The organism is Roseovarius sp. W115, assembly GCF_032842945.2.
Classification (GTDB): Bacteria; Pseudomonadota; Alphaproteobacteria; order Rhodobacterales; family Rhodobacteraceae; genus Roseovarius; species Roseovarius rhodophyticola.
On sequence record NZ_CP146606.1, the window covers coordinates 3,192,262 to 3,214,435 of the forward strand.

Consider the following 22,174-nt stretch of genomic DNA (forward strand, 5'->3'; position numbering starts at 1 on the left):
CATTGGCCTCAGGCCTGCCGCGAGATAACGAAGCGCGCCAGATGTCGCAAGGTTTCTGCGGATTCACCATAAAGAGATAGGCTGTCACAGGCTTGTTCAACAAGGTCCGAGGCGCGGCTTTTTGCCTCCTCCAGCCCAAGCAGAGACACGAATGTGGCTTTGCCCGCTGCTGCGTCCTTGCCCACAGCCTTGCCAACGGTGCCTTCGTCGCCGGTTTCGTCAATCACATCGTCCTGGATCTGAAACGCCAGGCCAAGTGCGGCGGCATAGTTTTGCAAAGGCCCAGGATCAGCATTCGCCATCACAGCCCCCGCTGTCGCGGCCCAACCAAAGAGGGCACCGGTTTTGCCAGCCTGAAGTGTGGTGATTTCCTCAAGGTTCAACGGGACATCTGCAGTTTCCGCGGCAATATCAAGTGCCTGTCCCAGAACCATGCCTTGCTGTCCTGCCGCACGTGCAAGCCGCAAACCCAATTCAGACCGGGCGGCGACATCTGCCACACCATCGGGGTGCAGCACCATTTCAAAGGCCAGAGATTGCAGTGCGTCACCGACCAGCACTGCTGTGGCCTCGTTCCATTTGATATGCACGGTTGGCTGACCACGCCGCAGGTCGTCATCGTCCATGCAGGGAAGATCATCATGCACAAGGCTATAGGCATGCAGGGCTTCGATCCCGGCTGCGGGATAAACGGCACGGTCCGCCTCGATGCCGTGCAAACGGGCCGTTTCCATCACCAGAAACCCGCGCAGGGCTTTACCCCCTGCAAGCGCATGGCGCATCGCAGCGCTAAGGTCCGTCTCACCCGTAATATGTGTGTCCAGACAGGTCTGGATCCGGGCAGCATCCGCCGCCAGCGCATCCTGCAGCATCAAAGACCCTCGACAGGTGTCGTTCCCTTGGGCGTGCCATCGGCATCCAGCGTGATCGCCGCGACCTTTTCCTCAGCTTCTTTCAGCTTGTCCTCGCAGCGCTTCTTGAGCGCCGCACCACGTTCGTAAAGGCTAATGGATTGCTCCAGAGGCACATCGCCTCTTTCAAGCCGCGACACCACCTCTTCCAGCGCTTTCATGGCGTCCTCGAAGGACATCTCGGGAATGGGCGTGTCGGTCATGGCGGGGTCCTGTCGTGTTCATGTCGCGCCACCATAAACACCGCACGCGACAGGTTCAATTCAGTTGACGCCTTTTGAGCCATCGGAAAGGATGCGCCATGTCCCCTGCGTCCGAGTCCAAGATCCCCCCTGCCCGACCTGGATGCGCTGGCCGAGGTGACGGCAAAGTTTGAAGCAGCCAGCGCGGAAGACCCAATTTTTGAAACCGCCGATCCAAGTGAGATCATACGCCATGTCGAGGGCAAGCGCGTGATCTTGAGGGGTATGCTGGGGGTGCGCCCAACAGTCTTTCGTGTCTTTCTGAGCGATCCCGAGGCGTGCTTGCGTGATTGGAACGAACTGCAGCGTGTATGGACCTACATGAACGCAGGCGACGCGCAGGTCTGCAGGCCTTTGGCCTGTGCCGCGAAAGCCGGAATTCTGGCTCTTGCCGATATCCCGGGCACCCCTTTGCTGGAGCTGCTCTATGATAGTGCGCCGGATAAACGCGCTGAATGGCTCAAACCGGCGGCGCACTGGCTTCGCACTTATACCTCTCCGACCGAAACCCTTGCCGAGGTCGACACACGGCAATGGATTGCACGCGCTGAACGGGGGCTGGAGGCACAAGCGTTTAACCGGCTGCGCAAACTGGAGCAGAGCATTCTCTCAGAGACCACGCGCCTTGCCGGCGCCATAGCTCGCAAAGACTGGCGCAAGGCTATCAGTCACGGGGATTTCCATCCCAATAATCTGATTGCCGAGAAGACGCGCCTGACTGGCATAGATTGCGGTGGTTCGCTGCCTGCGCCGATCTACAAGGATATGGCGCGGTTCCTGATGCATATGGGACGGCGCGGGATGATACCCTCGGGCAAAATGTGGCTCGGGGTCGACGCCGAAGGTCTTGATGCTTTCGCCGATACATTTGCAATGGATGAGGTCGAACGCAATGTGATCCTGCCCTTCTTTCTCGGAGCAGAGGCACTGATGCGCGCTGAAACCAGAGATTTGTCGAAATCGCGTATTCGACGCGCGCAGGACATGTCCGAGGCGCTTCTTGAAGATCTGAAAGCCATTGGGACATAGGGACAAAAGCTTTCTCATAGCTTTTGCGTAATCCTTTCTGAAAGGATTTTACCGCCCTTTAAACAACCCGCCGAGAATGCCGCGCACGATCCGCCGACCTGTGGTGCCTTTGAGTTCTTTGACAACCACATCCAGAACGGCACCACCAAAGCTCTCGGTCTTTTTGCGAGACCGCGAGCTTGACCGCTCAACGCGCGACCCCGAATACCGCCGTCCAGCATTGAATTCACGTTCGGCGGCGGATTGTTCCTCGGCGCGAGCTTCTGCATCTTCGGCTTCTTTTGCCGCTTTCTCAGCGCGGTCCTGAAGCATCTCAAAGGCAGACTTCCGATCCAGCGGTGTTTCGTATTTTCCAGCCACTGGTGACGTCGCGAGCACGTGTTTGCGTGTCGCATCATCAATCGGACCAAGCTTGGAGGACGGGGGACGAATAAGCGTGCGTTCCACAATCCCGGGCACACCCTTGTCTTCGAGCATCGAGGTCACCGCCTCGCCCACGCCGACATCTCGAATGGCGTCCACCGTGTCGAAACGGTTGTTCGGGCGATAGGTTTCTGCTGCGCGCTCTAGTGCCTTGCGATCCCGCGCGGTGAAGGCGCGCAGAGCATGCTGCACCCGGTTGCCAAGCTGACCCAAAATGTCTTCTGGCACGTCGTCTGGATTTTGCGTGATAAAATAGACGCCAACCCCCTTGGACCGGATCAGTCGCGCCACCTGTTCGACCTTGTCGACGAGCGCTTTGGGGGCATCCTCAAAGAGCAAATGCGCTTCATCAAAGAAGAACACCAGTTTGGGTTTGTCCGGGTCGCCGACTTCGGGCAGTGTTTCAAACAGCTCGGACAAAAGCCAGAGCAGAAAGGTTGCATAAAGCCGCGGCGCGCCCATCAGCTTGTCCGCCGCCAGCACATTGATTTGCCCGCGCCCGTCCGGGGCCACACTCATCAGATCATCGAGATCAAGGGCGGGTTCGGCAAAGAACTGTGTCCCGCCCTGATTTTCCAGAACAAGCAAGGAGCGCTGGATCGCTCCAACGGACTGGGCCGAGACATTGCCGTATCGCAGGCTTAAATCGCCGGAGTTTTCACCGACCCACACGAGCAAGGATTGCAGATCCTTGAGATCCAGAAGCGGAAGACCCTGCTCGTCGGCTACGCGAAATGCAATGTTCATCACTCCTTCCTGCGCCTCACTGAGCTGCATCAGACGGCTGAGAAGCAGTGGGCCCATTTCGGCAACTGTGGCGCGTACCGGATGGCCCTGTTCACCAAAAAGATCCCAAAAGGTGACTGGAAAGGCCTCGTAGCGATAATCGTCAAAGCCGATCTGATCGGCGCGTTTCATAAAAGCTTCATGCAGTTTGAACCCTTCACTGCCCGCTGCGGCCAAACCAGACAGATCGCCTTTCACATCCGACAGGAAGACCGGCACCCCGGCAGATGAAAATCCTTCGGCCAAAATCTGGAGCGTCACGGTTTTCCCGGTGCCCGTCGCGCCCGCAATAAGGCCATGGCGGTTGGCATATTTGAGCGTGAGCCCCTGTTTTTCGGCGTAGTCCACACCGCCGCCGCCCAAAAAGATGCTGTTTTCCAAGGCCCTGCCCCCAAGTCAAAAAAATACCACGGTGTGAACATACAAAGTTAACGATTGGATGCCATACCTTATCGTGATCCCGGACGCATGTCCTCTTGGTCCGGGATGACTTCCTCCCTGTCAGACTGGCCGCGCTCTTTTGCGCGGCCCTTTTTTCTGCAGGCGCTGCGCGGAATAGCGCCGCAAAACTGCCCGAAAACAAAATTCTAAATTAACCTGTTGACGGGTCACATGAAGTGTCCTAGCGTCGCGCTCAATGAATAAGTCGGCCAGTCCGGCAGGGAGAAAGAGGGAAAGAGACCGAAAGGTCTCTTTTCTTTTTTGGAATGTCCTTACGCAAATTTTTATTGTCTTTGCCATGATATGAAGCGGCAGAAAATTGCCTTGCGCAGGTCAATTTGCTGCGTTTTTATCCTGACACTCTGCGCAGGCCATGTTAGAGCGCTGCGACAACAGACGAGCAACATATTGGGGAGCACATGCCCACATTTATTCGTACATTGCCTTTGATTGCGCTTCTCAGCATGGGATCGGCGCTTTGGGCACAAGAAACAGAAACCTCCGAGGCGGAGCCGGCGCAAACGGAAGAAACGGCACAAGAGGCTCAACCCGAAGCACCTGCCGAGCCGAGCAACCCGGAAGCAGGGCTGGATTTGGGCCGTGAGGTCACGAATGACGAAGAGGCCTATATCAAGGAAACCTATGGCGACTGGCAACTTCAGTGTTTCCGCTCTGAAGCCGGGGAGGATCCGTGCCAGATGTACCAGTTGCTGCGCGAAGACGCGGGCAACCCGGTTGCTGAATTCACCATTTTCAAGCTTCCCGGGAATGGACAGGCCGTAGCGGGCGCGACCATCGTCGTCCCCCTTGGCACGCTGTTGACTGAGGGGTTAAAGCTGTCAGTGGATGGAGGCACGGTTAAAGGGTACAGCTATTCCTTTTGCTCGCTGGTTGGATGCTTTGCCCGTATCGGCTTTACGGAACAGGACATCGCGAGTTTTCGCGCAGGCGTCGCCGCTACGCTGACACTCACTCCCGCGCAGGCTCCGGATCAGCAGGTTGTGATCAACGCATCGCTGAGCGGCTTTACTGCGGCCTATAACGAAGTGTCCGTGGCTGGCACACAGAACTGAAGCATTTCGCGATCATCTGTGAGTCAGGTTTATCGCGAAACGCTTCAAAGCTCTTAACAAAGAGCTGATTGAAAAGCCGTCAACACATGTTGGCGGCTTTTTTGCGGGTTAGCACATTGGCTGCGCTGTGGTCAGCCGGACACCAAAAGAGTTGGTTTGCACGGAGCAATTCAACCCGGAGCAATTCAACCCTGTGAGAGCGGAAGAACGTCCGCCGCGCGATACGTCTACCTCGCGGTTTTTATGTAGACGTGGAGGCGATGCGTGACCTCCTCAGCACCATACGGCATGGAGCCGAAGCTATCGCTGCTCCAGATCGCGCGCCATGCGCCCGCGTTGGTGAGGGCTTCAACCCTATCGGGATAGGCCGGATCCTGCGCTGGATCATCGCGCAGGCTGAACACAATAGCCGCCCCAGGACGGGCAACGCGGATCAACCCGTCCAGGCTGTCGGGTGGTGCGTGGTTTGGCGTAATTGTCCCGATACACAATACCGCCCCCATACTGTTGTCGGACAGGTCCAGTTGTGGTCCCAAAGCGCCTTGGTGCAATTCGGAATAGATGCCCTTGGCCCGCGCCACCTCCAGCATGCCATTTAACAGGTCCAAACCGATCAGCGGGCCGTATCCCATCAGTGCCAAGGCTTCCGCCTGAATGCCGCCCCCGCACCCGGCATCCAGGATGGGCCCTGTGTCGGGCGCCACATATCGTGCAAAAGCTCCTGCAGTGATGGCTGGAAGGCGATACCCCATCGCGCAGAGATCGCGCTCATAGCTGTCGGCCCAAGTGTCATAGGTGGCCATTTTGTCTTTTGGAGAGGTTGCTTTGTAAGACGACAGAACTTTGTTATCGCTCATACTTTCAGCCTTTCATTTTTGGCATCCCACGGTGCCTCCGGCAGGACCCTCGCCTTGACGCGTCGGCCAAGGATCGACACGTCCAAATCCGTGCCTGGCTGCCGCGCATCTTCGGTAAGAAACGCAATGGCCAGTGACTGACCCACGGTATGCCCATATGCAGCTGAAGTCACGGAGCCAACCGGCTTTCCCCCTTTGAACACCGCCTCGCCCATCAGGGCGTCGGTGTCTTCCCCCTCAAGGGCAAGCAGCGCGATGCGGCTTTGCGGGGCACGTGCCAGCATCGCATCGCGGCCGATAAAAGCCTTGTCCGTCGCAGCAAATCGTTCTTGGCCCACATCCTTGTGGCTTGCATCATTGGCAAGCTCGTGCCCGCCTCTATAGAATTTCTCAAGCCGCAGGCTGTCCAATGCCTTGGTGCCAAACGGCGCAATCGCATGAGATTGACCCGCTGCCCAAAGCGCATCCCAAAGCGCACCCAGTTGCGCGTTTGAAGCATGCAATTCATAGGCCAGTTCGCCAGTGAAACTAAGCCTCAGGGCCAGTACGGGTGTGTCAGCGACGGTAAGCTCTTTACAGCCCAGCCAACGCAGGGCGTCATTTGACACGTCATCGCTTGTGCAGGCGGCAAGCACGTCACGCGCCCTGGGGCCGGCAAGCGCAAGAATGCCCGTCTTATCTGTCGCATTGGTTATCAGGACATCATCCATCGGCACGCCACAATGCAGGGTCAGCCAATCCCAGACACGCCGCTCTGATGGCGCGCCGGTGACAAAGTAAAAGCTGTCAGGCCCTGTTCGGGCGATAGTCGCCTCACCTTCGATTGTGCCTTTGCGATTAAGCAAAAGGGTCAGACAGGTGCGCCCCGCACGTGGCATATGGTTCGCGCAGACGGCGTTGAGCCAGGTCTCGGCCTGCGGGCCTTCGATGTGAAATTTGGCAAAGGCAGAGAGATCACTCAGCCCGACGCGCTGGCGCACGGCCTGACATTCGGCGGCAACCTGTTCGAAGGCTGAACTGCGTCTCCAGCTCAATGGTTCGGGCGCATAGAAACGCGGGCGCTCCCAGCCTCCGGCCTCTTCGAAAGTTGCACCGAGAGATGCGGTTCGGTCATGCGCGCCAGATGTCTTGATGCCTCGACAGCTGTCCCGTTGATGCTGCGGATAAGGCATCGCTTGGCGGAGCGTGTAATCTTCGGCCGCCCGTTTGTGAGCATACTCGGCATCGGCCCAGATGCCGAAGCGGCGTGGATCAAAGGCGCGAGTTGACACATCAGCAGAGCCTTCGATCATCCATTGCGCCAGAGCGCGGCCCGCGCCCGGCCCCCAGGCAATCCCAACCGTTGCTCCACAGGCCAGCCAATAGTTGCGCAACCCCGGCGCCGGCCCCAGCATCATCGCCCCATCCGGGGTGTAAGTAATACCGCCATTCACCACCCGCTTGATGCCCCGGTTCATCAGCGCTGGCATCCGTTCAAAACAGTTCTCAAGCCATGGCGTGATCCCGTCCCAGTTGGGCTCAAAAAGTTCATTTGCGCTGTCCCAGGGACACCCGTCCAGCCAAACCGCTTGCGGGTCCTGTTTGTCATAGAGACCTATGAGCGCAGAGCCCTGCTCTCGGCGAATATAACCACAAAAATGGTCGTCGCGCGTGACGGGGATTTCGTGCGCCATGTCCTCAAACTCGGGCACCGCATCGGTCACGACATAATGGTGCAACATCGTGGTGATCGGCAGGTCCAGCCCTGCCATCGCTCCGAGTTGTCGCGCGTGATAGCCCGCCGCATTGACGACATGCTCGGCCGTGATTGTGCCTTGGTCGGTCACCACCTGCCACGCGCCCGACGGCAACTGGCGCGTGTGGGTCACCCTGCACTTGCGGATCACCTTCGCGCCTTGTTGACGCGCGCCCTTGACCATCGCCTGGCATGTGCCGGACGGATCCACATGCCCATCATCGGGCGTATAGATCGCGCCCAGGACTCCGGCTGCCTCGACATCGTAAAGTGGGTTCAGGCTGGCGACCTCGGCTGCGCTGATGATCTCGGCCTGCTGCCCCCGTGCCAAAACAGCATCCCGGATGTGGTTTATCCAATCCATATGATCGGGGCTTGTGGCGACGCGAAGCGACCCGCAGTTATGCCAGCTTACGCCGACATCGGTTTCCGCCTCGATCTTTTTGTAAAGATCGACCGCATAGTCATGCATCGCGCCAAGGGATTGGCCCCCGACCATGCGACTGACCAAACCGGCGGCGTGCCAGGTGGCCCCGCTCGTGAGTTCTGACTTCTCCAGCAACACACAATCGGTCCACCCCATATGTGCGAGGTGATACAGCACGCCTGCCCCCATGTTGCCACCCCCGATGACGACGACACGCGCGTGGCTTTGCATGAGTTACCTTCTAAGACTGACAGGTGTGTTGGCCCAGACGATCTGAGCCTCGATATCGCCAGGATTGGAATAGCGATGCGGCAGGCTGGCTGCGAAGGAAAAGCTATCCCCGGCTTCCAGCCGGAACACTTTACCGTCCAGATGCAGGTCGACCTCTCCCTTCAGAACCAACCCGGCCTCTTCGCCCGAATGGGTGTAAAGCTCATCGCCCGTGTTGCCACCCGGCTGATATGTCGAAATGCCGAGGGCAAGCTGTCCGTCGAGGTTGGCAGACAGAAGATGGTCCTCAAACCCCATGTAGTCCGTTGATGTCAGGCCGGAATAGCTCAACTTACGACGTCTGTTGGCACGCACCACATGGGGACGTTCCTCGGCAGGGACAGGACCGTCTGTTTCAAAAACCACCCCACGGGGACGCCAAGCGCGCCGGCAAGTTCCTGCAAAGTGGTCACAGAAGGCCGCGCCTGCCCTCGCTCAATCTTGGAAATAAAAGACACGGATTTGCCACTGGCCACGGCCAGATCATCAAGCGTCAGACCCTGCGCACGTCGCAACCCGCGCAGATCTTCGCCCAACTGACTCAGCGCATCTTCTGGAGGCGCGCTTTCATTTTTCTTGACGTCCATGACAAATTGTTGGCTAAAATTTTCATAAAAGGCAATAATAATTCAAATATTGTTTGAAAGGCTGTTGCATGAAGCCCGAACGCTGGAACGACCCCACCAAGAAGATTTTCCCTTATCAGGTAGGGTTTACTGCGCCTCCGCATGACTTTGACGCCGCCCCGCATGACTTTCTCAGGATTGCTCCGGAAGGTGTCGGGGCCCATGGCAGGCTGATTCATGTAGAGCACTACGCTCACCAGCTGTCCCAACGCGCAGACAATTTTCACAAGCTGGAAGAAGTTGTGCACTGCATGTCCAAAGCAGGCGCAGACGTTGTTGGTCAGGTCGGTACCAACTGGTCTCACGCGGGCGGCAAGACCCCAGCCGATATCCGTGCCTTTTGCGACCAGATGGAAGACCGCTATCACGTGCCGCTGCACATGGCCGGGATGTCGCTGGTCGAAGCCATTCACAACATGGGTGCCAAGTCTATCGCTGTGAACGGTGTCTATTTCTGGCCGGATTGGCGTGAGGGGACCACTCGGTTTCTCGCAGATGGTGGCTTTGACATCCTCTACTCGGGTAACTTCGTGGATCACGGCCTGATGGACACGCAGGAAGAGGTGAACGAAGCGACCTGGATCTTTCCCGGTGATTTCGCATTGAAGTCCTTCGAATATGTAGCTGAACAGGCGCCAGAGGCTGATGTGTGGTCAGCCTTGGTATGCCCAATTTTCGTCGTGCGGATGGCTTACCGATGCGCATGGTCAGCGTTGTGCGTGACATCGAGGAAAAGATCGGCAAACCGATCATCTCAGCCGATTGCGCGCTTTATTGGAACATCTTCCGCACGCTGGGGCTCGCGCCGATTGGCGAACAGCCACATATTTTGACGTCCTTGCAGGAGACAGGTGCGTGAGCGAACATCCGATCTATTTTCTCTGGGCAACACCGCGCTCGACCTCGACCGCGTTTGAATGGATGATGCGCCAACGCGGGGACCTGATCTGTTTCCACGAGCCGTTTGGCATGGCCTGGTATCAAGGCCCCGAGGCGCGCGCGCCACGCCCAGCCCCCGTAGACCGGCAACGCCCGGAGGCCACGTTTGAAAAGATCTGGAATGACATTCAGGACGCAGCCGAAAAGCGCCCCGTGTTTGTAAAGGACATGCCGCACCATACTGATCACCTGTGGAGCGATGCGTTTCTTGACCGGATCACGCACAGCTTTCTTATTCGTGACCCGGCCAAAGTATTGGCCTCGCTGCATCGCTCCTATCAGAAGGCGGGGATGGAGGATGGGTTTGAACCGCATGAAATCAGCTTTGGCCCGCAACAAGATCTGTTTGATACATTAAAAGCGCGTGGTGCGGCAGCGCCGATTCTAGACAGCGATGACATGCTGGAGGACCCCGACGGGATGGTGCGCGTTTACTGCGACGCCATTGGCATACCCTTTATCAGTGACGCCCTCAGCTGGGAGCCGGGCGCGCGGGATGATGTGCTTTGGTACGATGGCAATGACGAAATCTGGCATGCCTCGCTGCGCGACAGCGACGGGCTTAAACCGATGCCGCGCAAACATGTGGATCCGGGCGACTTACCACCGAATTTGTCCGCGCATTATGATAGGTTCATGAAGCACTACACTGTACTTTATCCCCAAAGGTTGCGTCCCGAAATGGTGACCGGATGACGACAGGTATTCGACAGAAAGTTATTGAGTTGATTGGAGAAGATGGTCTGGCTCAGGCCTTCGCCCCGATCGAAGAGGCAAGTGGTCTGCCCAATGCGGCCTACTGGTCTGTAGACTGGTTGAAACTGGAGCAGGAGCATTGCTTTGCCCGCGCCTGGGGGTTTGCCGGGGCTGAGGCCGAGCTGCCTGAACCGGGCGACATGAAGCCGATTGAGATTGGCGGCGCACCGCTGATTATTCTCCGCGATCAGGATGGAATGATCCAAGCGTTGCACAATGTGTGCCGTCATCGAGGAGCCAGGCTTGTCACCGAACCCTGCAAGAAACCAACACGGACCTGCCCCTACCACGCGTGGAGTTACGGGCTTAATGGGAAACTGAGGTCGCGCCCGCATTTCAATGGCCCGAATGTAGTGGACAAATTTGAAGATGGCGGTGGTGACAAGCTGGACCTGGTGCAGGTGCGGTGCGAGATTTGGAACGGATGCATCTTTGTTAACGTATCAGGCGATGCCGAGCCACTGGAGAAGTGGCTCAAGCCACTGCTGGACCGGACAGAGGCCTATGATTTTTCTTCCATCCGCTGGGCCGGGAAACTGGACTTTGAGGTCAATGCCAACTGGAAGCTGGTCTATGAGAATTACATGGAAGGCTATCACGTCTTTGCCGTGCATCCCAAACTCCTTAAATTCGCGCCGATGAATGTACGCTGGTCAGGGGAATGGGACCGGCATGTCTTTTACAACGACTATATATTCCCGGAATTGGATGAGGGGCGTGGCGAGGGGCTGCCTCATTATCCCGGATTATCAGATGCGGATGCCAAGCGCGGTCTTTGGTTTTTGTGCTTCCCGCATTTCGCGGCGGAGGTCTTTCCGGATCAGTTCTCGGTTCTGGTCAGCTACCCCCTGGCGCCGGACAAAACGCGGGAAGAATTGCACGTTTTCCTGATCGGAGAAGCTGCCACATCGGATGCGTATAAAGACGCGCGTGACGCCACATTAAAGATGTGGGACGATCTGAACCGAGAAGACCTGGGGATGCTCGAATTGCTTCAACAAGGCCGTTTGTCCCCCGCCTATGACGGAGGTCGGCTCAGCCCGCACTGGGAAGGTCCAACCCACGACTTTGGTCGGCGCGTTATTGAACGGATTCTGTCCTGACACATCAACTTTCTGGGGACTTCAGCAAAGATTGATGGCAGACACGTAGCGGACGTTCACAGCTGTAGTTTGACACACTGTTTCGTCGCCCGCGCCAGTGTTCGAACACCTTCGCGATGGGTCTCAACGAAAGCCGTCGTCAAAAGCAACGACCGACAGCGCATCGGCGCAAACACAGAGCGTACGCTCTTATGTGAAGCGCTTAAGTGCCAGCACGGCATTCAATCCGCCAAAGGCAAAAGCGTTGCTGAGCGCCACATTCACCTTGGCGTCGCGCGCCACGTTGGGCACAACATCAAGCGCGCATTCCGGATCGGGCTCTTCGTAGTTGATCGTGGGTGCAATCACCCCATCGCGCAGCGCCATGATGCAGGCTAGGAGCTCGACCGCGCCAGTGCCACCGATCAGGTGGCCATGCATCGACTTGGTGGACGACATCATCAGCTTGTCAGCATGCGCGCCAAACGCGTCCGCCACCGCGGCACTTTCGGTCTTGTCATTGGCCGCCGTGCCGGTGCCATGGGCGTTGATATAGCCCACGTCGCTGCAATTCACGCGCGCGTCTTTCATTGCGCCCTTGATGGCGCGCGCCGCGCCGTTCTTGGAGGGCATCACGATATCGGCCGCATCCGAGGACATGGCGAACCCGGCCACTTCGGCAAGGATTTCAGCGCCGCGTTTCTTCGCGCGCTCGTATTCCTCAAAGACGAATATACCGGCGCCCTCGCCCTGCACCATGCCGTTGCGGTTCGCCGAAAACGGGCGACACGCGTCCTTGGACATGACGCGCAGCCCTTCCCAGGCTTTGACGCCGCCAAAGCATAACATGGACTCTGATCCACCCGTGACCATCACCGGGGCCGCGCCGCCATGTACAAGCTGAAACGCCTGAGCCATGGCGTGGTTTGAACTGGCGCAGGCGGTCGAGACGGTAAAGCTCGGGCCTTTGAGGTTGAACTCCATCGACACATGACTGGCGGCGGCGTTGTTCATCAGTTTGGGCACGACAAAAGGATGCACCCGGTTTTTGCCATCCTCATAGACCGTGCGGTAATTTTCATCGAGCGTGGTCATCCCGCCGCCTGAGTTGCCAAGCACCACGCCAGCCCGCGCGGCCAATGCGCCGGAAAACTCCAGCCCGGACTGCGCAATCGCCTCGCGCGCGGCAATCAGAGTGAATTGTGTGAACCGGTCATAGAGGGCCAATTGCTGTCGGTTAAACCTGTCCTCGGGGTCATAGCCCTGCACCTGACCGCCGATCTTGATGGCAAGCCGATCGACGTCAGGAATGTCCAGCGGGCCAATGCCGCAGCGGCCTTCACGCATCGCCTCAAGCGTATCGGGAACATTTTGTCCAAGCGCATTGATTGTTCCTGCGCCGGTGATGACGACCCGTTTCACCCGTGTTGTTCCGCCACGAGCCGTTCGATCCCTTTCAGGATCGAGGCCACCGATGTGATGTCAAAATCGCTTTCCTGCGGCGCATTGGCATTGAAAGGGATAGAGATGTCAAACGCCTCTTCTATAGCGAAAATACTTTCCACCAGCCCAAGGCTGTCGATCCCGAGATCCTCAAGCGTGCTTTCGAGCGTGACATCGGACGGCTCTAGCACCGCCTGTTCGGCGATGATCTCGATGACGCGGTTTTTGATGCTATCCACCGACGTGTCCATGTCTTGCACCCTCTTTATGGCCACGAGGGTGATTTAGTCACTCTGACCCGGCTTGGAAACCGTTTTCTTAAGCTCCGCCACGTCAGCAAAGAGGCGTTTGAGGCGTCGAAAGCCTTTGAAGACCTCCATGGTGGTCTCCATTTTCATTGCCGGGTAGCCCAGCATCACGCGGCCTTCGGGGATATTGGAGAGCACAATCGTGCCGCCCCCGGTGATCACGTTGTCGCCAATAAAGATGTTATCACTGACGCCGGTTTGTCCGCCCAGCACCACGTTGTTGCCGATCCGAGTGGATCCCGCGATGCCGACACAGCCGCACAAGAGAGAGTCGTTTCCAATCTCAACATTGTGCCCGATCATCACGAGGTTATCGATCTTGGTGCCATTGCCGATGCGCGTATCCCGGATCGTGCCACGGTCAATGGTGCAGTTTGAGCCAAGCTCGACATCATCGCCGATACGAACCGCGCCGAGGCTGTTGATCCGGGTCCAGGCCTGCGCATTGGTGCCGTCCTGCGAGCCTAAAGTCTGACGCGCCTGCTCGACGTTGGATTTTTCCGGCGTGACATAGGAAAATCCGTCTCCGCCTACCACAGCGCCGGGTTGCGCAATAAACCGGTCGCCAATGACCACACGCGCGCCAATGCGGACACCTTCCCGCAGGAACGCTTTTTCGCCCAGCACCGCGTCAGCCCCGACAAAGGCTTGCGGTCCAATCACGCTCCCGGCCCCGATCCGTGCCCCGGCACAGACCACGGCCAAAGGCCCAACCGTGACCCCCTCGCCAAGTTCAGCGCTTGCATCCACAACAGCGGAGGGGTGAATGCCGCTGTCCCAACCTTGACCGGGATCGAACATGGTGGTCAGACCTGACATGACATAGCGCGGACGCGGAGCCACAATTGCGGCCTCCAGCCCCAGGGCCTGCCAATCTGCGCCGTCCCAAACAACGGCGGCGCGCGCAGAACCCTCACCAAGTGTGTCGGCATATTCGGGTTTCATCGCAAGTGCCAGATCATGGCGCCCGGCATCCACCGGCTCGGCCACGCCGGTCACTTCCAGCGCGCCGTTGCCAAGTGCTGTTGTGCCGAGCGCCTTAGCGATTTGCTCAACCGTATAGCCCATGCGACTCCCCCTGCTTCTCAGGGGAAGCCTTTAGCCTTGAACGGCGTTTAACGAAACCCCTGCCCGTTCGAGCGCTGACCAAATCTTGGCGTCGCGTCCGTACACATCGCTGCGGAAACGCACCACACCTTTGGCGTCACTCACAGCCGTGCGATAGATGATATGCACCGGAACATGGGTGTCGAGATGCACATAGGTCTCCTTGCCGGTGTCCAGAGTGTTGTGGAACGCCGCCTTGGGATCGGCCTCTTGTTTGGACAGAATCTCATAGGCAAAATCAAACGGATCGGCCAGGCGAATACAGCCATGGCTGTAGGCCCGCACTTCGCGAGAGAACAGGTCTTTGTGAGGCGTATCATGCAGGTAGATGTTGTACTTGTTCGGGAACATGAACTTCACCAGCCCCAAAGCATTGCGCGGTGATGGCGGCTGTTTCAGAGCAAACGGAAAAGTCCGCGCGCTGTAGGCTGCAAAATTGGCAGAGCCTCGGCTGACCGTCTGGCCTTTTGAATTGACCACCCGCAAATGTCCCAGTGCATTGGGGTTGGCGCGCAGCTTGGGCAGATACTCTTTGACGGCAATGGAACGCGGGACATGCCATGTCGGGTTGATGACCATATGCTCCATTTCATCGGAGAACTCAGGGCTGCGCCGTCCGTCCTTGTGCATTCCGATCACGGCACGGGTGCGGAACGTCTCATGGTCATTGTCCATGATCCGCGCGCTGAAATCTGTCAGGTTCACGAGGATATGCCGCTCGCCTTTGCCGCCGGGAAAGTTGAGCCAGCGTTCACGTTCCATCGCCACAATAACCGATTTGAGCCGGTCCGCAGCCGATACATTGATTGCTTGCAAGGTTGCCTTGTTCGCGATCCCATCAGGCTCAAGCCCATGTTGCTCCTGAAAGCTGCGCACCGCAGCCTCGATGCCGCGGTCGTAGCTTTGCGTGACCGAACGCGGCATAAAACCTTTGCGCACCAAGCGGTTACGAAGCGCGACAACAGAAGGTCCGGTCGCACCCGGCTTCAGGGATTTGGCAGAGACCTTTTCGCCCCAACCGCCTTCGGCAACGCGCGTCTCCAGCTGGAGCTTGGCCTTCATGAGGCGCGCATATTCATTGCTTTGCGGAGCCAGAGTACGGAAATAATCGAAAGGATCTCCGGTCTGGAATTTTGCCAGCGATGCCTGACGATCCCGATAAGGAACCTCGCGCTTGATGTTGGAGACGACGTCCCCCGGAGTCAGGAGCCCTGTCTGCATGTCCCGCGACAGCCGCAGGAACATCTTGCTCATCGCCACTTCTGCAAAGCCGAGATCACGTGTGTTGCGCGCATCCTGCAAGGTGGTCATCAATGTTTGAGTGTCATACCGCGCAGCCGGCAGCCCATGCATTTCGACCGTTTCGAGCGCCCGGAAAAGCGCCTGGCGACGGGCTTGACCTATCGCATCGTCACGCGTCCAGACCGGGGAGTACCCGGTGCTTTGATAAAAGCCAGCCAAGTCGCGGTCTTTTGCAGCGGCTTCCGCAATGGCCTGTTTGTAAGCCATGCTCTGCGCCGCGGCAGGTTGGCTCAAAAGATAAAGAAGTGACAGCACCAGTGTGAGAAACGCCAAGGCGATCACCACCGTGGCGGATGTTTTCTGTGTCTCTGCTTTGACCTGGGCGTCTTTTTGACGATTGCTGAAAACCCGGTCAAAACTGCCTGCTCGATTATGGTCGTGCATATGTCTTAATCTCCCCAAAAGCACAGATAATACGCCTGTGTAATGACAGTGTGTTTGTCACCTGCAAAGATGTCCAATCAATTTTGCTTGGTTGATAAAAACCTGCGTCTCTTCAAGGGGTGTGGCGCAGTGTATCCGTACGGTTTTAGCAACTTTGAGTAAAAATTGCGCAAAATTTCGCCGAAAATTGTTGATCTTGGCCCTTTGGCGACTTCACCCCTTGGTAACTGATTCTCGTTATGCAATAACCACCCCACATCTGGGGACAAGGTGGTACGGTTGCCTCTGCTAAGGTGATCTTACGCAGCGACGGGACAGGCGCTAACGCGATGAAAAACAACAGCTCTTTGGGCATGAATAGGCGTGCTCTACTTGGTGCTTTTGCCGCGACGGTCGTAACGGCTTCACCAACATTCACAAACGCCGCAGGCTTCCTTCGAGGTGCGGGAGATATCCGCAGACTCAAGATGGCGTCACCTCGCACTGGTGAGAAAATCGACACAATCTACTGGATTGAGGGCGATTATATCAAAGACGCGGTGAAAGAGATTCATCTTTTTATGCGCGACTGGCGCACCAACGACGTTCACAATATCGACCTGCGCACTATCGACGTTATGGCCGCGGCGCATAACCTGATGGACACGCGCGAACCTTATCTTCTTCTGTCCGGCTACCGCAGTCCGAAAACCAACGCGATGCTGCGGTCCCGCTCTCGCGGCGTGGCCAAGAATTCGCGCCATATGGTTGGTCAGGCCGCCGATCTTCGTCTCAACTCACGTTCCGTGAACCAGATGTTCCGCGCGGCCAAAGCCTGTCGTGGCGGTGGCGTCGGGCGCTACTCAGGCTCGAACTTCGTGCACATGGATTGTGGCCCGGTTCGCACCTGGGGCGGTTAAACTCACAATACGCGCCTTTGGCCCCAAGCACCGGCTCTAGCGAGGCCGGTGTTTTTGTATTAACGCTTGTGGTACATGGCTAACTTTGTTGTTTCACAAACATCTTCGACACCATGACGTTTTACATCACCGCGGCAAGCGCAGATCATATTCACCAGATTTCCGACATTTGGCACCGAGGCTGGCATGATGCGCATGACGGCATCGTCCCTGATGCCCTTCGTCGATTACGTACTGAAGAAAGTTTTTTGACACGTGCCAAGAACAGAGTGCAGGACACTCTGGTCGCGATCTCGGACGAGGGCGTGATTGGGTTCGCAATGACTCAGCAAGACGAACTCAATCAAATGTATGTCTCAGAACAGGCGCGCGGCACCGGTGTGGCCCGTGCACTTATTGAAGCCGCCGAGGCGCATCTGCGGGAGGCTGGTTACGCGTGCGCCTGGCTCGCATGCGCCATGGGCAATGAGCGTGCCATGCGGTTTTACGAAAAATGCGGCTGGATTAACCAGGGCCGCCGCCCGGTCGAAGTAGACACACAGGATGGCCCATTTACGCTTGATGTATGGCGCTACGAAAAGCGCGTGGGCTGAGACCCCTACCCCAACTTCGCCAGCCGTGCCTCGCGCAGACGCGCAAAATCATCCCCCGCATGATAGGACGACCTCGTCAAGGGCGTGGCCGAGACCATGTGGAACCCTTTGCCATAAGCCGCCTTCTCATAAGCCTTGAATTCATCGGGATGCACAAAACGGTCTACTGCATGGTGTTTCGGCGTGGGCTGCAGATACTGGCCAATGGTCAGAAAATCGATGTCCGCCGCGCGCATGTCGTCCATCACCTGATGCACCGCTTGACGATCCTCGCCCAGCCCAACCATGATGCCGGATTTGGTAAAGATCGTCGGATCCATCTCTTTCACCCGCTGCAACAGCCGCAGGCTGTGGAAATAGCGCGCGCCGGGCCGCACCTCTGGATAGAGCCCTGGCACGGTTTCGAGATTGTGGTTGAAGACATCCGGTTTCGCCTCAACCACAACCTCAAGCACATCGGGTGCGCAGTTGAGAAAGTCAGGCGTGAGAATTTCGATCGTTGTTTTCGGAGAACGATGCCGGATGGCCCGAATGGTTTGGGCAAAGTGATCTGCGCCGCCATCTTTCAGGTCGTCGCGGTCAACAGATGTCACCACAACATGATTAAGATCCAGCTTTTGCACCGCATCCGCCACGCGGCCCGGTTCAAACACATCCAGATCCTGTGGCTTGCCGGTCGCGATGTTACAGAAGGTACACCCGCGCGTGCAGATCTCGCCCATGATCATCATCGTGGCGTGGCCGGCGTTCCAGCATTCGCCGGCATTGGGGCAACCGGCCTCTTCACAAACCGTGACCAGTTTGTTTTCACGCATGATCTTGTGCGTTTCCTGATACTTGCGACCCACGGGGGCTTTCACACGAATCCAGTCCGGTTTCTTCGGCTGTGTATTGTCAGGACGATGCGCTTTTTCCGGATGGCGCTCGGACGGAATTTTGAGGTCTCGCACGGATCATTCCCCTGCAAATGGTTTGGTAACCTCCGCTATGTATAAGCATCCAAGGTGGGTTTTGCGAGTTTTGCGGCCGTCTCCCGGATCGGAGGTCACCGCGTGTCACCAGTTCCCACCAGTTGTGCGACGTAGAGAAGTTGTCTGGCCCGCGTTTAGAGCGCGGGCCTTTTTTTGTCGATACGCCGAAACGTCGCGGGGATTTATCCCATCATTCCCGCAGCTTCGCCCATCTGATCGTAATGCCGCTTGAGCCGCTGCAAAGCGATGCGCAGAACGATCTTTCCGGACCGCGCCGACCATCCCATGTCCTTTTCGGCACTTTCCAACCCTTCCAGAAAACAACAGCACCGCAATACGACATCCCCAAGACCCGGTCCCAGATCACGCAGAGCGCCCGTCACCCGCGTGCGCGCCGCCGTCACGTTTTCGGCTTCCTTGCCCAAAGGCACAACATTCGGTTCACCTGTCAAAAACGCATCCCAGTTCTGGCCTTTGGGGTCGCCAAGCTGTGCCATCTCAAAGTCCTCACGAAGCCGTTCTCCGGCGCGCACGAGGCTGTCCGACAGGAAGCGTTCACCATCCTTGTCACGGCGACGGGATAGCAAGATTAGCGGGGATTCACTGCTGATGAATTTCTGACGTTTCTTTGCATACCGCCTGGTCACATCGACCTCGGAATGCAAGCTCTCTTCAGAAGCCTCTACAAGACCCAATGCGGCATTCTCCTGTTCGGCCAAGAGCTGAGCCAGCATGGATCGTCCGGCGGACGTCACCCGGTATCGCGATACACGCCCTGAGCTATCGCACCGGATCCATGCATTGAGGGCCATCGCCTCGGCAATATCACGGTCCACCACGGCAGTTCTGTTGGCCCCCGACTGATATTCCCGGACGACAACTGCCTTGTCCATGTCCGCACCCACGGCAAGAACCGCGCCGGATTCGCACAATCGCCGCAAGACCCTCACCGCATGGCGTTTCAGCCGCTTTTCAGTGAGCGTAAGGTCAAAGGTGTCACATGGGTTTTGGTTTGGATCTGCTGAGTGCGAGACCTTAGCACCGTGAGCCGCCGCAACATGGGGGCCCAACCGCCGCAATGCATCATCAACAAGAATGTCGTCGCGGCGCGATTCAAACGCGCGCACCTGACGCGACACCGTGGATGCATGGCACCCGGCTTGCCGCGCCAAAGACCGGATCGACGCCCCGCCCTCGGTATGTGCGACATAGTTCAAGGCAGCGCGTGGCACCCAGGTTAAGGTTCCGTTCCCGTGCGTATCCTGAACCTGACTATTTGGCATGAATTACCCTCCTGTTTGCGTTCCAAGCCTGTGCCCAACAGTTTGAAATCTAAACATCCACAGACTTATCCACATCCAACAAACTACCTAAGGTTGTTTTCGTTACCACTTGGTTAATTTGTGCATGCTTGAGCAACAGTTGTTTTAAAAACGTAAACAATGTTGAAGTCGTCCGAGCGGTGGTTTGGAGGTTTCCGCAACACCCCTAAAGGTTGTGCAAAAGATCACACAGTTCGAATCCAAGGGAGACAACCATGTGTGATATCTTGAACAAGCTGGACGCCATAAAACGCCCGCGCCTGCTGATCAGCGCGGCACGGATCGGTTCTATGGAATATCGTCGTGACACACATCTGACCCGGCATTTCAAAGACGGGTATCCAAGCCGTAGCAAAGACGCTCTGGAACAGCTCATAAAAATCGAGTCAGACCTCGATGCAAAGCGCAGCGACGCCGTTGCGGGCTATTCAGTGGCGCATCATGTTGAGGTTCTTATTGCGATGATGGGCGAAGCGCGCATATTGCGCTCCGCCCACACGCATTGAAAATCAGGCGAAGGCGTCGGGCATAGATGCTTTCTTTTCAGCCACGAAAGCGTCTATGGCCTCCTCAATGCCGGGATCAAGCGCAGGTTTCTGATAATTGACCAGCATCTGTTTCATTTTGGCATGGGCTAGGGTCATCGTATCGCGTTCGCCCTCTTCAGCCCATGTCTCATACGGTTTGTAGTCCAGCACATTGGTGCGCCAGAATGCCGATTTGAAATTGGCTTGGGTATGTGCGCATCCAAGGTAGTGCCCACCCGGCCCAACCTCACGAATGGCATCCATGGCCTGACCGTTTTCATCCACGCTGACACCCTTTGCCAGGTGGTGCAGGATGCCAAGCTGATCGGCGTCCATGACGAATTTTTCGAAGGACGACACCAGACCGCCTTCGAGCCAGCCACAGGAGTGCAGCATGAAGTTCACACCAGACATCAACCCCATGTTCAGGCTGTTGGCGGTCTCGTACGCGGCCTGCGCATCGGGCAGTTTTGAACCGGTGAACGACCCGGCCGAACGATACGGCAAGCCCAAACGTCGGGCCAGCTGCCCCGCGCCATAGGTGATATGTGCGGCTTCAGGCGTGCCAAACGTGGGCGCACCGGAATTCATGTCAATCGAAGTCACAAATGTGCCCATGATCACCGGTGCACCGGGACGGCACAGTTGGTTATAGGATATCCCGGCCAGAACTTCCGCCAGCACCTGAGTCAGAGTGCCAGCGACCGACACCGGCGCCATGGCTCCGCCCACGATGAAGGGGGAGACGATACAGGCCTGATTGTTTGCTGCATAAACTTCCATCGCGCCCATCATCACATCGTCGAAAGTCATCGGCGAATTGATGTTGATGAGCGAGGTCATCACGGTGTTGTCCTGCACGAAATCCTTGCCGAACAAGAGACCGCACATATCCACGCTATCCTGCGCGCGGCTGGGTTCGGTCACCGACCCCATGAATGGCTTGTCTGAGAGCACCATATGGGCACGCAGCATATCGAGATGGCGCTTGTTGACTGCAACATCAGTAGGTTCACAGACCGTACCACCGGAGTGATGAAGCCATTTGGACATGTAGCCGAGTTTTACGAATTTCTCGAAATCCTCCATCGTCGCATAGCGACGACCGCCATCCATATCGTGGACAAACGGCGGGCCATAGACCGGTGCGCAGACCAAGGTGTTGCCACCGATAACAACGTTGCGTTCAGGATTGCGCGCATGCTGAGTAAACTGGCGTGGTGCCGTTTTTATCAATTCACGGGCGAGCCCACGCGGTATCCGGACGCGCTCTTTGTCGACATCGGCTCCAGCGTCCTTCCAGCGTTGGATCGCAGCGGGATTGTCCAAAAAGTTCACACCGATTTCTTCCAACACGGTTTCGGCGTTGTGCTCGATAATCTCCAACGCTTCTGCTGTTAGAATCTCGAAATTCGGAATGTTGCGTTCGATGTATTTTGCGGTCTCTATGGAAACGGCGGTGCGTTCTGCCCGGCGTGCGGCGCCCCCGCCTCCGCGTCCTCGTCTGCGTGCTGTTGCTTCGGCCATGCGTGTTTAACCCCTGCAATGAACATTCGCGCCCCTCTCGGGTGCGGTCTTTGTTTGATTTAACGCAGCCCCGGAAGGCATCAGGGGAAAATAGCGGCCTTTAGGGCGGGAAAGCGACATTTCCTGTGCTCTCATACATCCGGCGGCTGCATACTGGGATAACATCAACGCACCCAAGGCTTGCGACTCTCCGG

Annotated in this window: 22 protein-coding genes; 8 read left to right on the top strand and 14 right to left on the bottom strand. The window is 57.2% G+C overall.

The genetic code is table 11. The annotated features are described in order from the left end of the window. Positions 1 to 8 precede the first annotated feature (8 nt). Together RZS32_RS16210 and RZS32_RS16215 are read right to left on the bottom strand one after the other, a co-directional pair. Positions 9 to 872: a polyprenyl synthetase family protein gene (locus RZS32_RS16210; protein ID WP_317054598.1), complete on the bottom strand. Its 864-nt coding sequence runs from the start codon at positions 870 to 872 to the stop codon at positions 9 to 11. Beyond that, positions 872 to 1,114, bottom strand: a complete 243-nt coding sequence (locus RZS32_RS16215; protein WP_317054599.1) for an exodeoxyribonuclease VII small subunit — start codon at positions 1,112 to 1,114, stop codon at positions 872 to 874. The genes RZS32_RS16210 and RZS32_RS16215 overlap by 1 nt, the downstream gene beginning before the upstream one ends. A gap of 156 nt (positions 1,115 to 1,270) precedes the next feature. On the opposite strand from RZS32_RS16215, the gene RZS32_RS16220 reads away from it, so the two are divergent. Then, complete coding sequence (locus RZS32_RS16220; RefSeq protein ID WP_339106712.1) at positions 1,271 to 2,182, top strand: phosphotransferase; 912 nt, start codon at positions 1,271 to 1,273, stop codon at positions 2,180 to 2,182. Positions 2,183 to 2,230: 48 nt separating this feature from the next. Here RZS32_RS16220 and RZS32_RS16225 read toward each other — a convergent pair whose 3' ends face one another. Then, positions 2,231 to 3,772: a helicase HerA-like domain-containing protein gene (locus tag RZS32_RS16225; RefSeq protein ID WP_317054601.1), complete on the bottom strand. Its 1,542-nt coding sequence runs from the start codon at positions 3,770 to 3,772 to the stop codon at positions 2,231 to 2,233. 479 nt (positions 3,773 to 4,251) lie between these two features. On the opposite strand from RZS32_RS16225, the gene RZS32_RS16230 reads away from it, so the two are divergent. Further along, complete coding sequence (locus tag RZS32_RS16230; RefSeq protein WP_317054602.1) at positions 4,252 to 4,905, top strand: invasion associated locus B family protein; 654 nt, start codon at positions 4,252 to 4,254, stop codon at positions 4,903 to 4,905. Positions 4,906 to 5,132: 227 nt separating this feature from the next. Here RZS32_RS16230 and RZS32_RS16235 read toward each other — a convergent pair whose 3' ends face one another. The 4 genes from RZS32_RS16235 to RZS32_RS16250 are packed head-to-tail and all read right to left on the bottom strand — an operon-like array spanning position 5,133 to position 8,781. Further along, positions 5,133 to 5,762 carry a class I SAM-dependent DNA methyltransferase gene (locus RZS32_RS16235; RefSeq protein ID WP_317054603.1) on the bottom strand — a complete coding sequence of 210 codons (630 nt, stop codon included), beginning with the start codon at positions 5,760 to 5,762 and terminating at the stop codon, positions 5,133 to 5,135. Continuing rightward, positions 5,759 to 8,155 (bottom strand): FAD-dependent oxidoreductase, encoded by a 2,397-nt coding sequence (locus tag RZS32_RS16240; RefSeq protein WP_339106713.1) that lies wholly within the window; start codon positions 8,153 to 8,155, stop codon positions 5,759 to 5,761. The genes RZS32_RS16235 and RZS32_RS16240 overlap by 4 nt, the downstream gene beginning before the upstream one ends. Before the next feature lie 3 nt (positions 8,156 to 8,158). Next, the gene (locus RZS32_RS16245) at positions 8,159 to 8,485 is read right to left on the bottom strand and encodes a cupin domain-containing protein (protein WP_339106714.1); all 327 of its coding nucleotides are present in this window, start codon (positions 8,483 to 8,485) and stop codon (positions 8,159 to 8,161) included. After that, positions 8,482 to 8,781, bottom strand: a complete 300-nt coding sequence (locus RZS32_RS16250; protein ID WP_339106715.1) for a helix-turn-helix domain-containing protein — start codon at positions 8,779 to 8,781, stop codon at positions 8,482 to 8,484. Before RZS32_RS16250 ends, RZS32_RS16245 begins: the two co-directional genes overlap by 4 nt. Before the next feature lie 68 nt (positions 8,782 to 8,849). Between RZS32_RS16250 and RZS32_RS16255 the strand changes: the two genes are divergently transcribed. The 3 genes from RZS32_RS16255 to RZS32_RS16265 are packed head-to-tail and all read left to right on the top strand — an operon-like array spanning position 8,850 to position 11,618. Further along, the gene (locus tag RZS32_RS16255; RefSeq protein ID WP_317054607.1) at positions 8,850 to 9,653 is read left to right on the top strand and encodes a hypothetical protein; all 804 of its coding nucleotides are present in this window, start codon (positions 8,850 to 8,852) and stop codon (positions 9,651 to 9,653) included. 22 nt (positions 9,654 to 9,675) lie between these two features. Continuing rightward, positions 9,676 to 10,455, top strand: coding sequence for a sulfotransferase family protein (locus RZS32_RS16260; protein ID WP_317054608.1), 780 nt, complete (start codon positions 9,676 to 9,678; stop codon positions 10,453 to 10,455). Next, positions 10,452 to 11,618 (top strand): aromatic ring-hydroxylating oxygenase subunit alpha, encoded by a 1,167-nt coding sequence (locus RZS32_RS16265; protein WP_317054609.1) that lies wholly within the window; start codon positions 10,452 to 10,454, stop codon positions 11,616 to 11,618. Before RZS32_RS16260 ends, RZS32_RS16265 begins: the two co-directional genes overlap by 4 nt. A 189-nt stretch (positions 11,619 to 11,807) precedes the next feature. Here the strand turns inward: RZS32_RS16265 and RZS32_RS16270 are convergent, their stop codons facing one another. The 4 genes from RZS32_RS16270 to RZS32_RS16285 are packed head-to-tail and all read right to left on the bottom strand — an operon-like array spanning position 11,808 to position 16,141. Next, a complete protein-coding gene (locus RZS32_RS16270) occupies positions 11,808 to 13,019 on the bottom strand; it encodes a beta-ketoacyl-[acyl-carrier-protein] synthase family protein (protein WP_317054610.1) in 1,212 nt (403 codons plus the stop codon). Then, positions 13,016 to 13,291, bottom strand: a complete 276-nt coding sequence (locus RZS32_RS16275; protein WP_317054611.1) for an acyl carrier protein — start codon at positions 13,289 to 13,291, stop codon at positions 13,016 to 13,018. Before RZS32_RS16275 ends, RZS32_RS16270 begins: the two co-directional genes overlap by 4 nt. A 33-nt stretch (positions 13,292 to 13,324) precedes the next feature. After that, positions 13,325 to 14,416, bottom strand: a complete 1,092-nt coding sequence (gene lpxD / locus RZS32_RS16280; RefSeq protein ID WP_317054612.1) for a UDP-3-O-(3-hydroxymyristoyl)glucosamine N-acyltransferase — start codon at positions 14,414 to 14,416, stop codon at positions 13,325 to 13,327. Between the two features lie 30 nt (positions 14,417 to 14,446). Next, complete coding sequence (locus tag RZS32_RS16285; RefSeq protein ID WP_317054613.1) at positions 14,447 to 16,141, bottom strand: L,D-transpeptidase family protein; 1,695 nt, start codon at positions 16,139 to 16,141, stop codon at positions 14,447 to 14,449. A 329-nt stretch (positions 16,142 to 16,470) separates the two neighbouring features. Here RZS32_RS16285 and RZS32_RS16290 point away from each other — a divergent pair, with 329 nt between their 5' ends. Both RZS32_RS16290 and RZS32_RS16295 read left to right on the top strand, forming a co-directional pair. Next, positions 16,471 to 17,040, top strand: a complete 570-nt coding sequence (locus RZS32_RS16290) for a YcbK family protein (RefSeq protein ID WP_317054614.1) — start codon at positions 16,471 to 16,473, stop codon at positions 17,038 to 17,040. Between the two features lie 113 nt (positions 17,041 to 17,153). Beyond that, entirely contained in the window at positions 17,154 to 17,633 is a 480-nt protein-coding gene (locus RZS32_RS16295) for a GNAT family N-acetyltransferase (RefSeq protein ID WP_317054615.1), read from the top strand. A gap of 5 nt (positions 17,634 to 17,638) precedes the next feature. Here RZS32_RS16295 and lipA read toward each other — a convergent pair whose 3' ends face one another. After that, positions 17,639 to 18,583: a lipoyl synthase gene (gene lipA / locus RZS32_RS16300; protein WP_317054616.1), complete on the bottom strand. Its 945-nt coding sequence runs from the start codon at positions 18,581 to 18,583 to the stop codon at positions 17,639 to 17,641. A 203-nt stretch (positions 18,584 to 18,786) separates the two neighbouring features. Then, positions 18,787 to 19,887, bottom strand: coding sequence for a DUF6456 domain-containing protein (locus RZS32_RS16305; protein WP_317054617.1), 1,101 nt, complete (start codon positions 19,885 to 19,887; stop codon positions 18,787 to 18,789). 254 nt (positions 19,888 to 20,141) lie between these two features. On the opposite strand from RZS32_RS16305, the gene RZS32_RS16310 reads away from it, so the two are divergent. Beyond that, complete coding sequence (locus tag RZS32_RS16310) at positions 20,142 to 20,432, top strand: DUF6477 family protein (RefSeq protein WP_317054618.1); 291 nt, start codon at positions 20,142 to 20,144, stop codon at positions 20,430 to 20,432. Positions 20,433 to 20,435: 3 nt separating this feature from the next. Here the strand turns inward: RZS32_RS16310 and RZS32_RS16315 are convergent, their stop codons facing one another. Further along, complete coding sequence (locus tag RZS32_RS16315; protein WP_317054619.1) at positions 20,436 to 21,980, bottom strand: trimethylamine methyltransferase family protein; 1,545 nt, start codon at positions 21,978 to 21,980, stop codon at positions 20,436 to 20,438. Positions 21,981 to 22,174 lie beyond the last annotated feature (194 nt).

Coding starts and splice junctions, on each gene's coding strand:
- RZS32_RS16210 (WP_317054598.1), bottom strand. CDS start 872: ATGCTGCAGGATGCGCTGGCGGCGGATGCTGCCCGGATCCAGACCTGT.
- lpxD (WP_317054612.1), bottom strand. CDS start 14,416: ATGGGCTATACGGTTGAGCAAATCGCTAAGGCGCTCGGCACAACAGCA.
- RZS32_RS16290 (WP_317054614.1), top strand. CDS start 16,471: ATGAAAAACAACAGCTCTTTGGGCATGAATAGGCGTGCTCTACTTGGT.
- RZS32_RS16295 (WP_317054615.1), top strand. CDS start 17,154: ATGACGTTTTACATCACCGCGGCAAGCGCAGATCATATTCACCAGATT.
- RZS32_RS16315 (WP_317054619.1), bottom strand. CDS start 21,980: ATGGCCGAAGCAACAGCACGCAGACGAGGACGCGGAGGCGGGGGCGCC.
- RZS32_RS16265 (WP_317054609.1), top strand. CDS start 10,452: ATGACGACAGGTATTCGACAGAAAGTTATTGAGTTGATTGGAGAAGAT.
- RZS32_RS16235 (WP_317054603.1), bottom strand. CDS start 5,762: ATGAGCGATAACAAAGTTCTGTCGTCTTACAAAGCAACCTCTCCAAAA.
- RZS32_RS16250 (WP_339106715.1), bottom strand. CDS start 8,781: ATGGACGTCAAGAAAAATGAAAGCGCGCCTCCAGAAGATGCGCTGAGT.
- RZS32_RS16215 (WP_317054599.1), bottom strand. CDS start 1,114: ATGACCGACACGCCCATTCCCGAGATGTCCTTCGAGGACGCCATGAAA.
- RZS32_RS16305 (WP_317054617.1), bottom strand. CDS start 19,887: ATGCCAAATAGTCAGGTTCAGGATACGCACGGGAACGGAACCTTAACC.
- RZS32_RS16255 (WP_317054607.1), top strand. CDS start 8,850: ATGAAGCCCGAACGCTGGAACGACCCCACCAAGAAGATTTTCCCTTAT.
- RZS32_RS16230 (WP_317054602.1), top strand. CDS start 4,252: ATGCCCACATTTATTCGTACATTGCCTTTGATTGCGCTTCTCAGCATG.
- RZS32_RS16240 (WP_339106713.1), bottom strand. CDS start 8,155: ATGCAAAGCCACGCGCGTGTCGTCGTCATCGGGGGTGGCAACATGGGG.
- RZS32_RS16275 (WP_317054611.1), bottom strand. CDS start 13,291: ATGGACACGTCGGTGGATAGCATCAAAAACCGCGTCATCGAGATCATC.
- RZS32_RS16310 (WP_317054618.1), top strand. CDS start 20,142: ATGTGTGATATCTTGAACAAGCTGGACGCCATAAAACGCCCGCGCCTG.
- RZS32_RS16285 (WP_317054613.1), bottom strand. CDS start 16,141: ATGCACGACCATAATCGAGCAGGCAGTTTTGACCGGGTTTTCAGCAAT.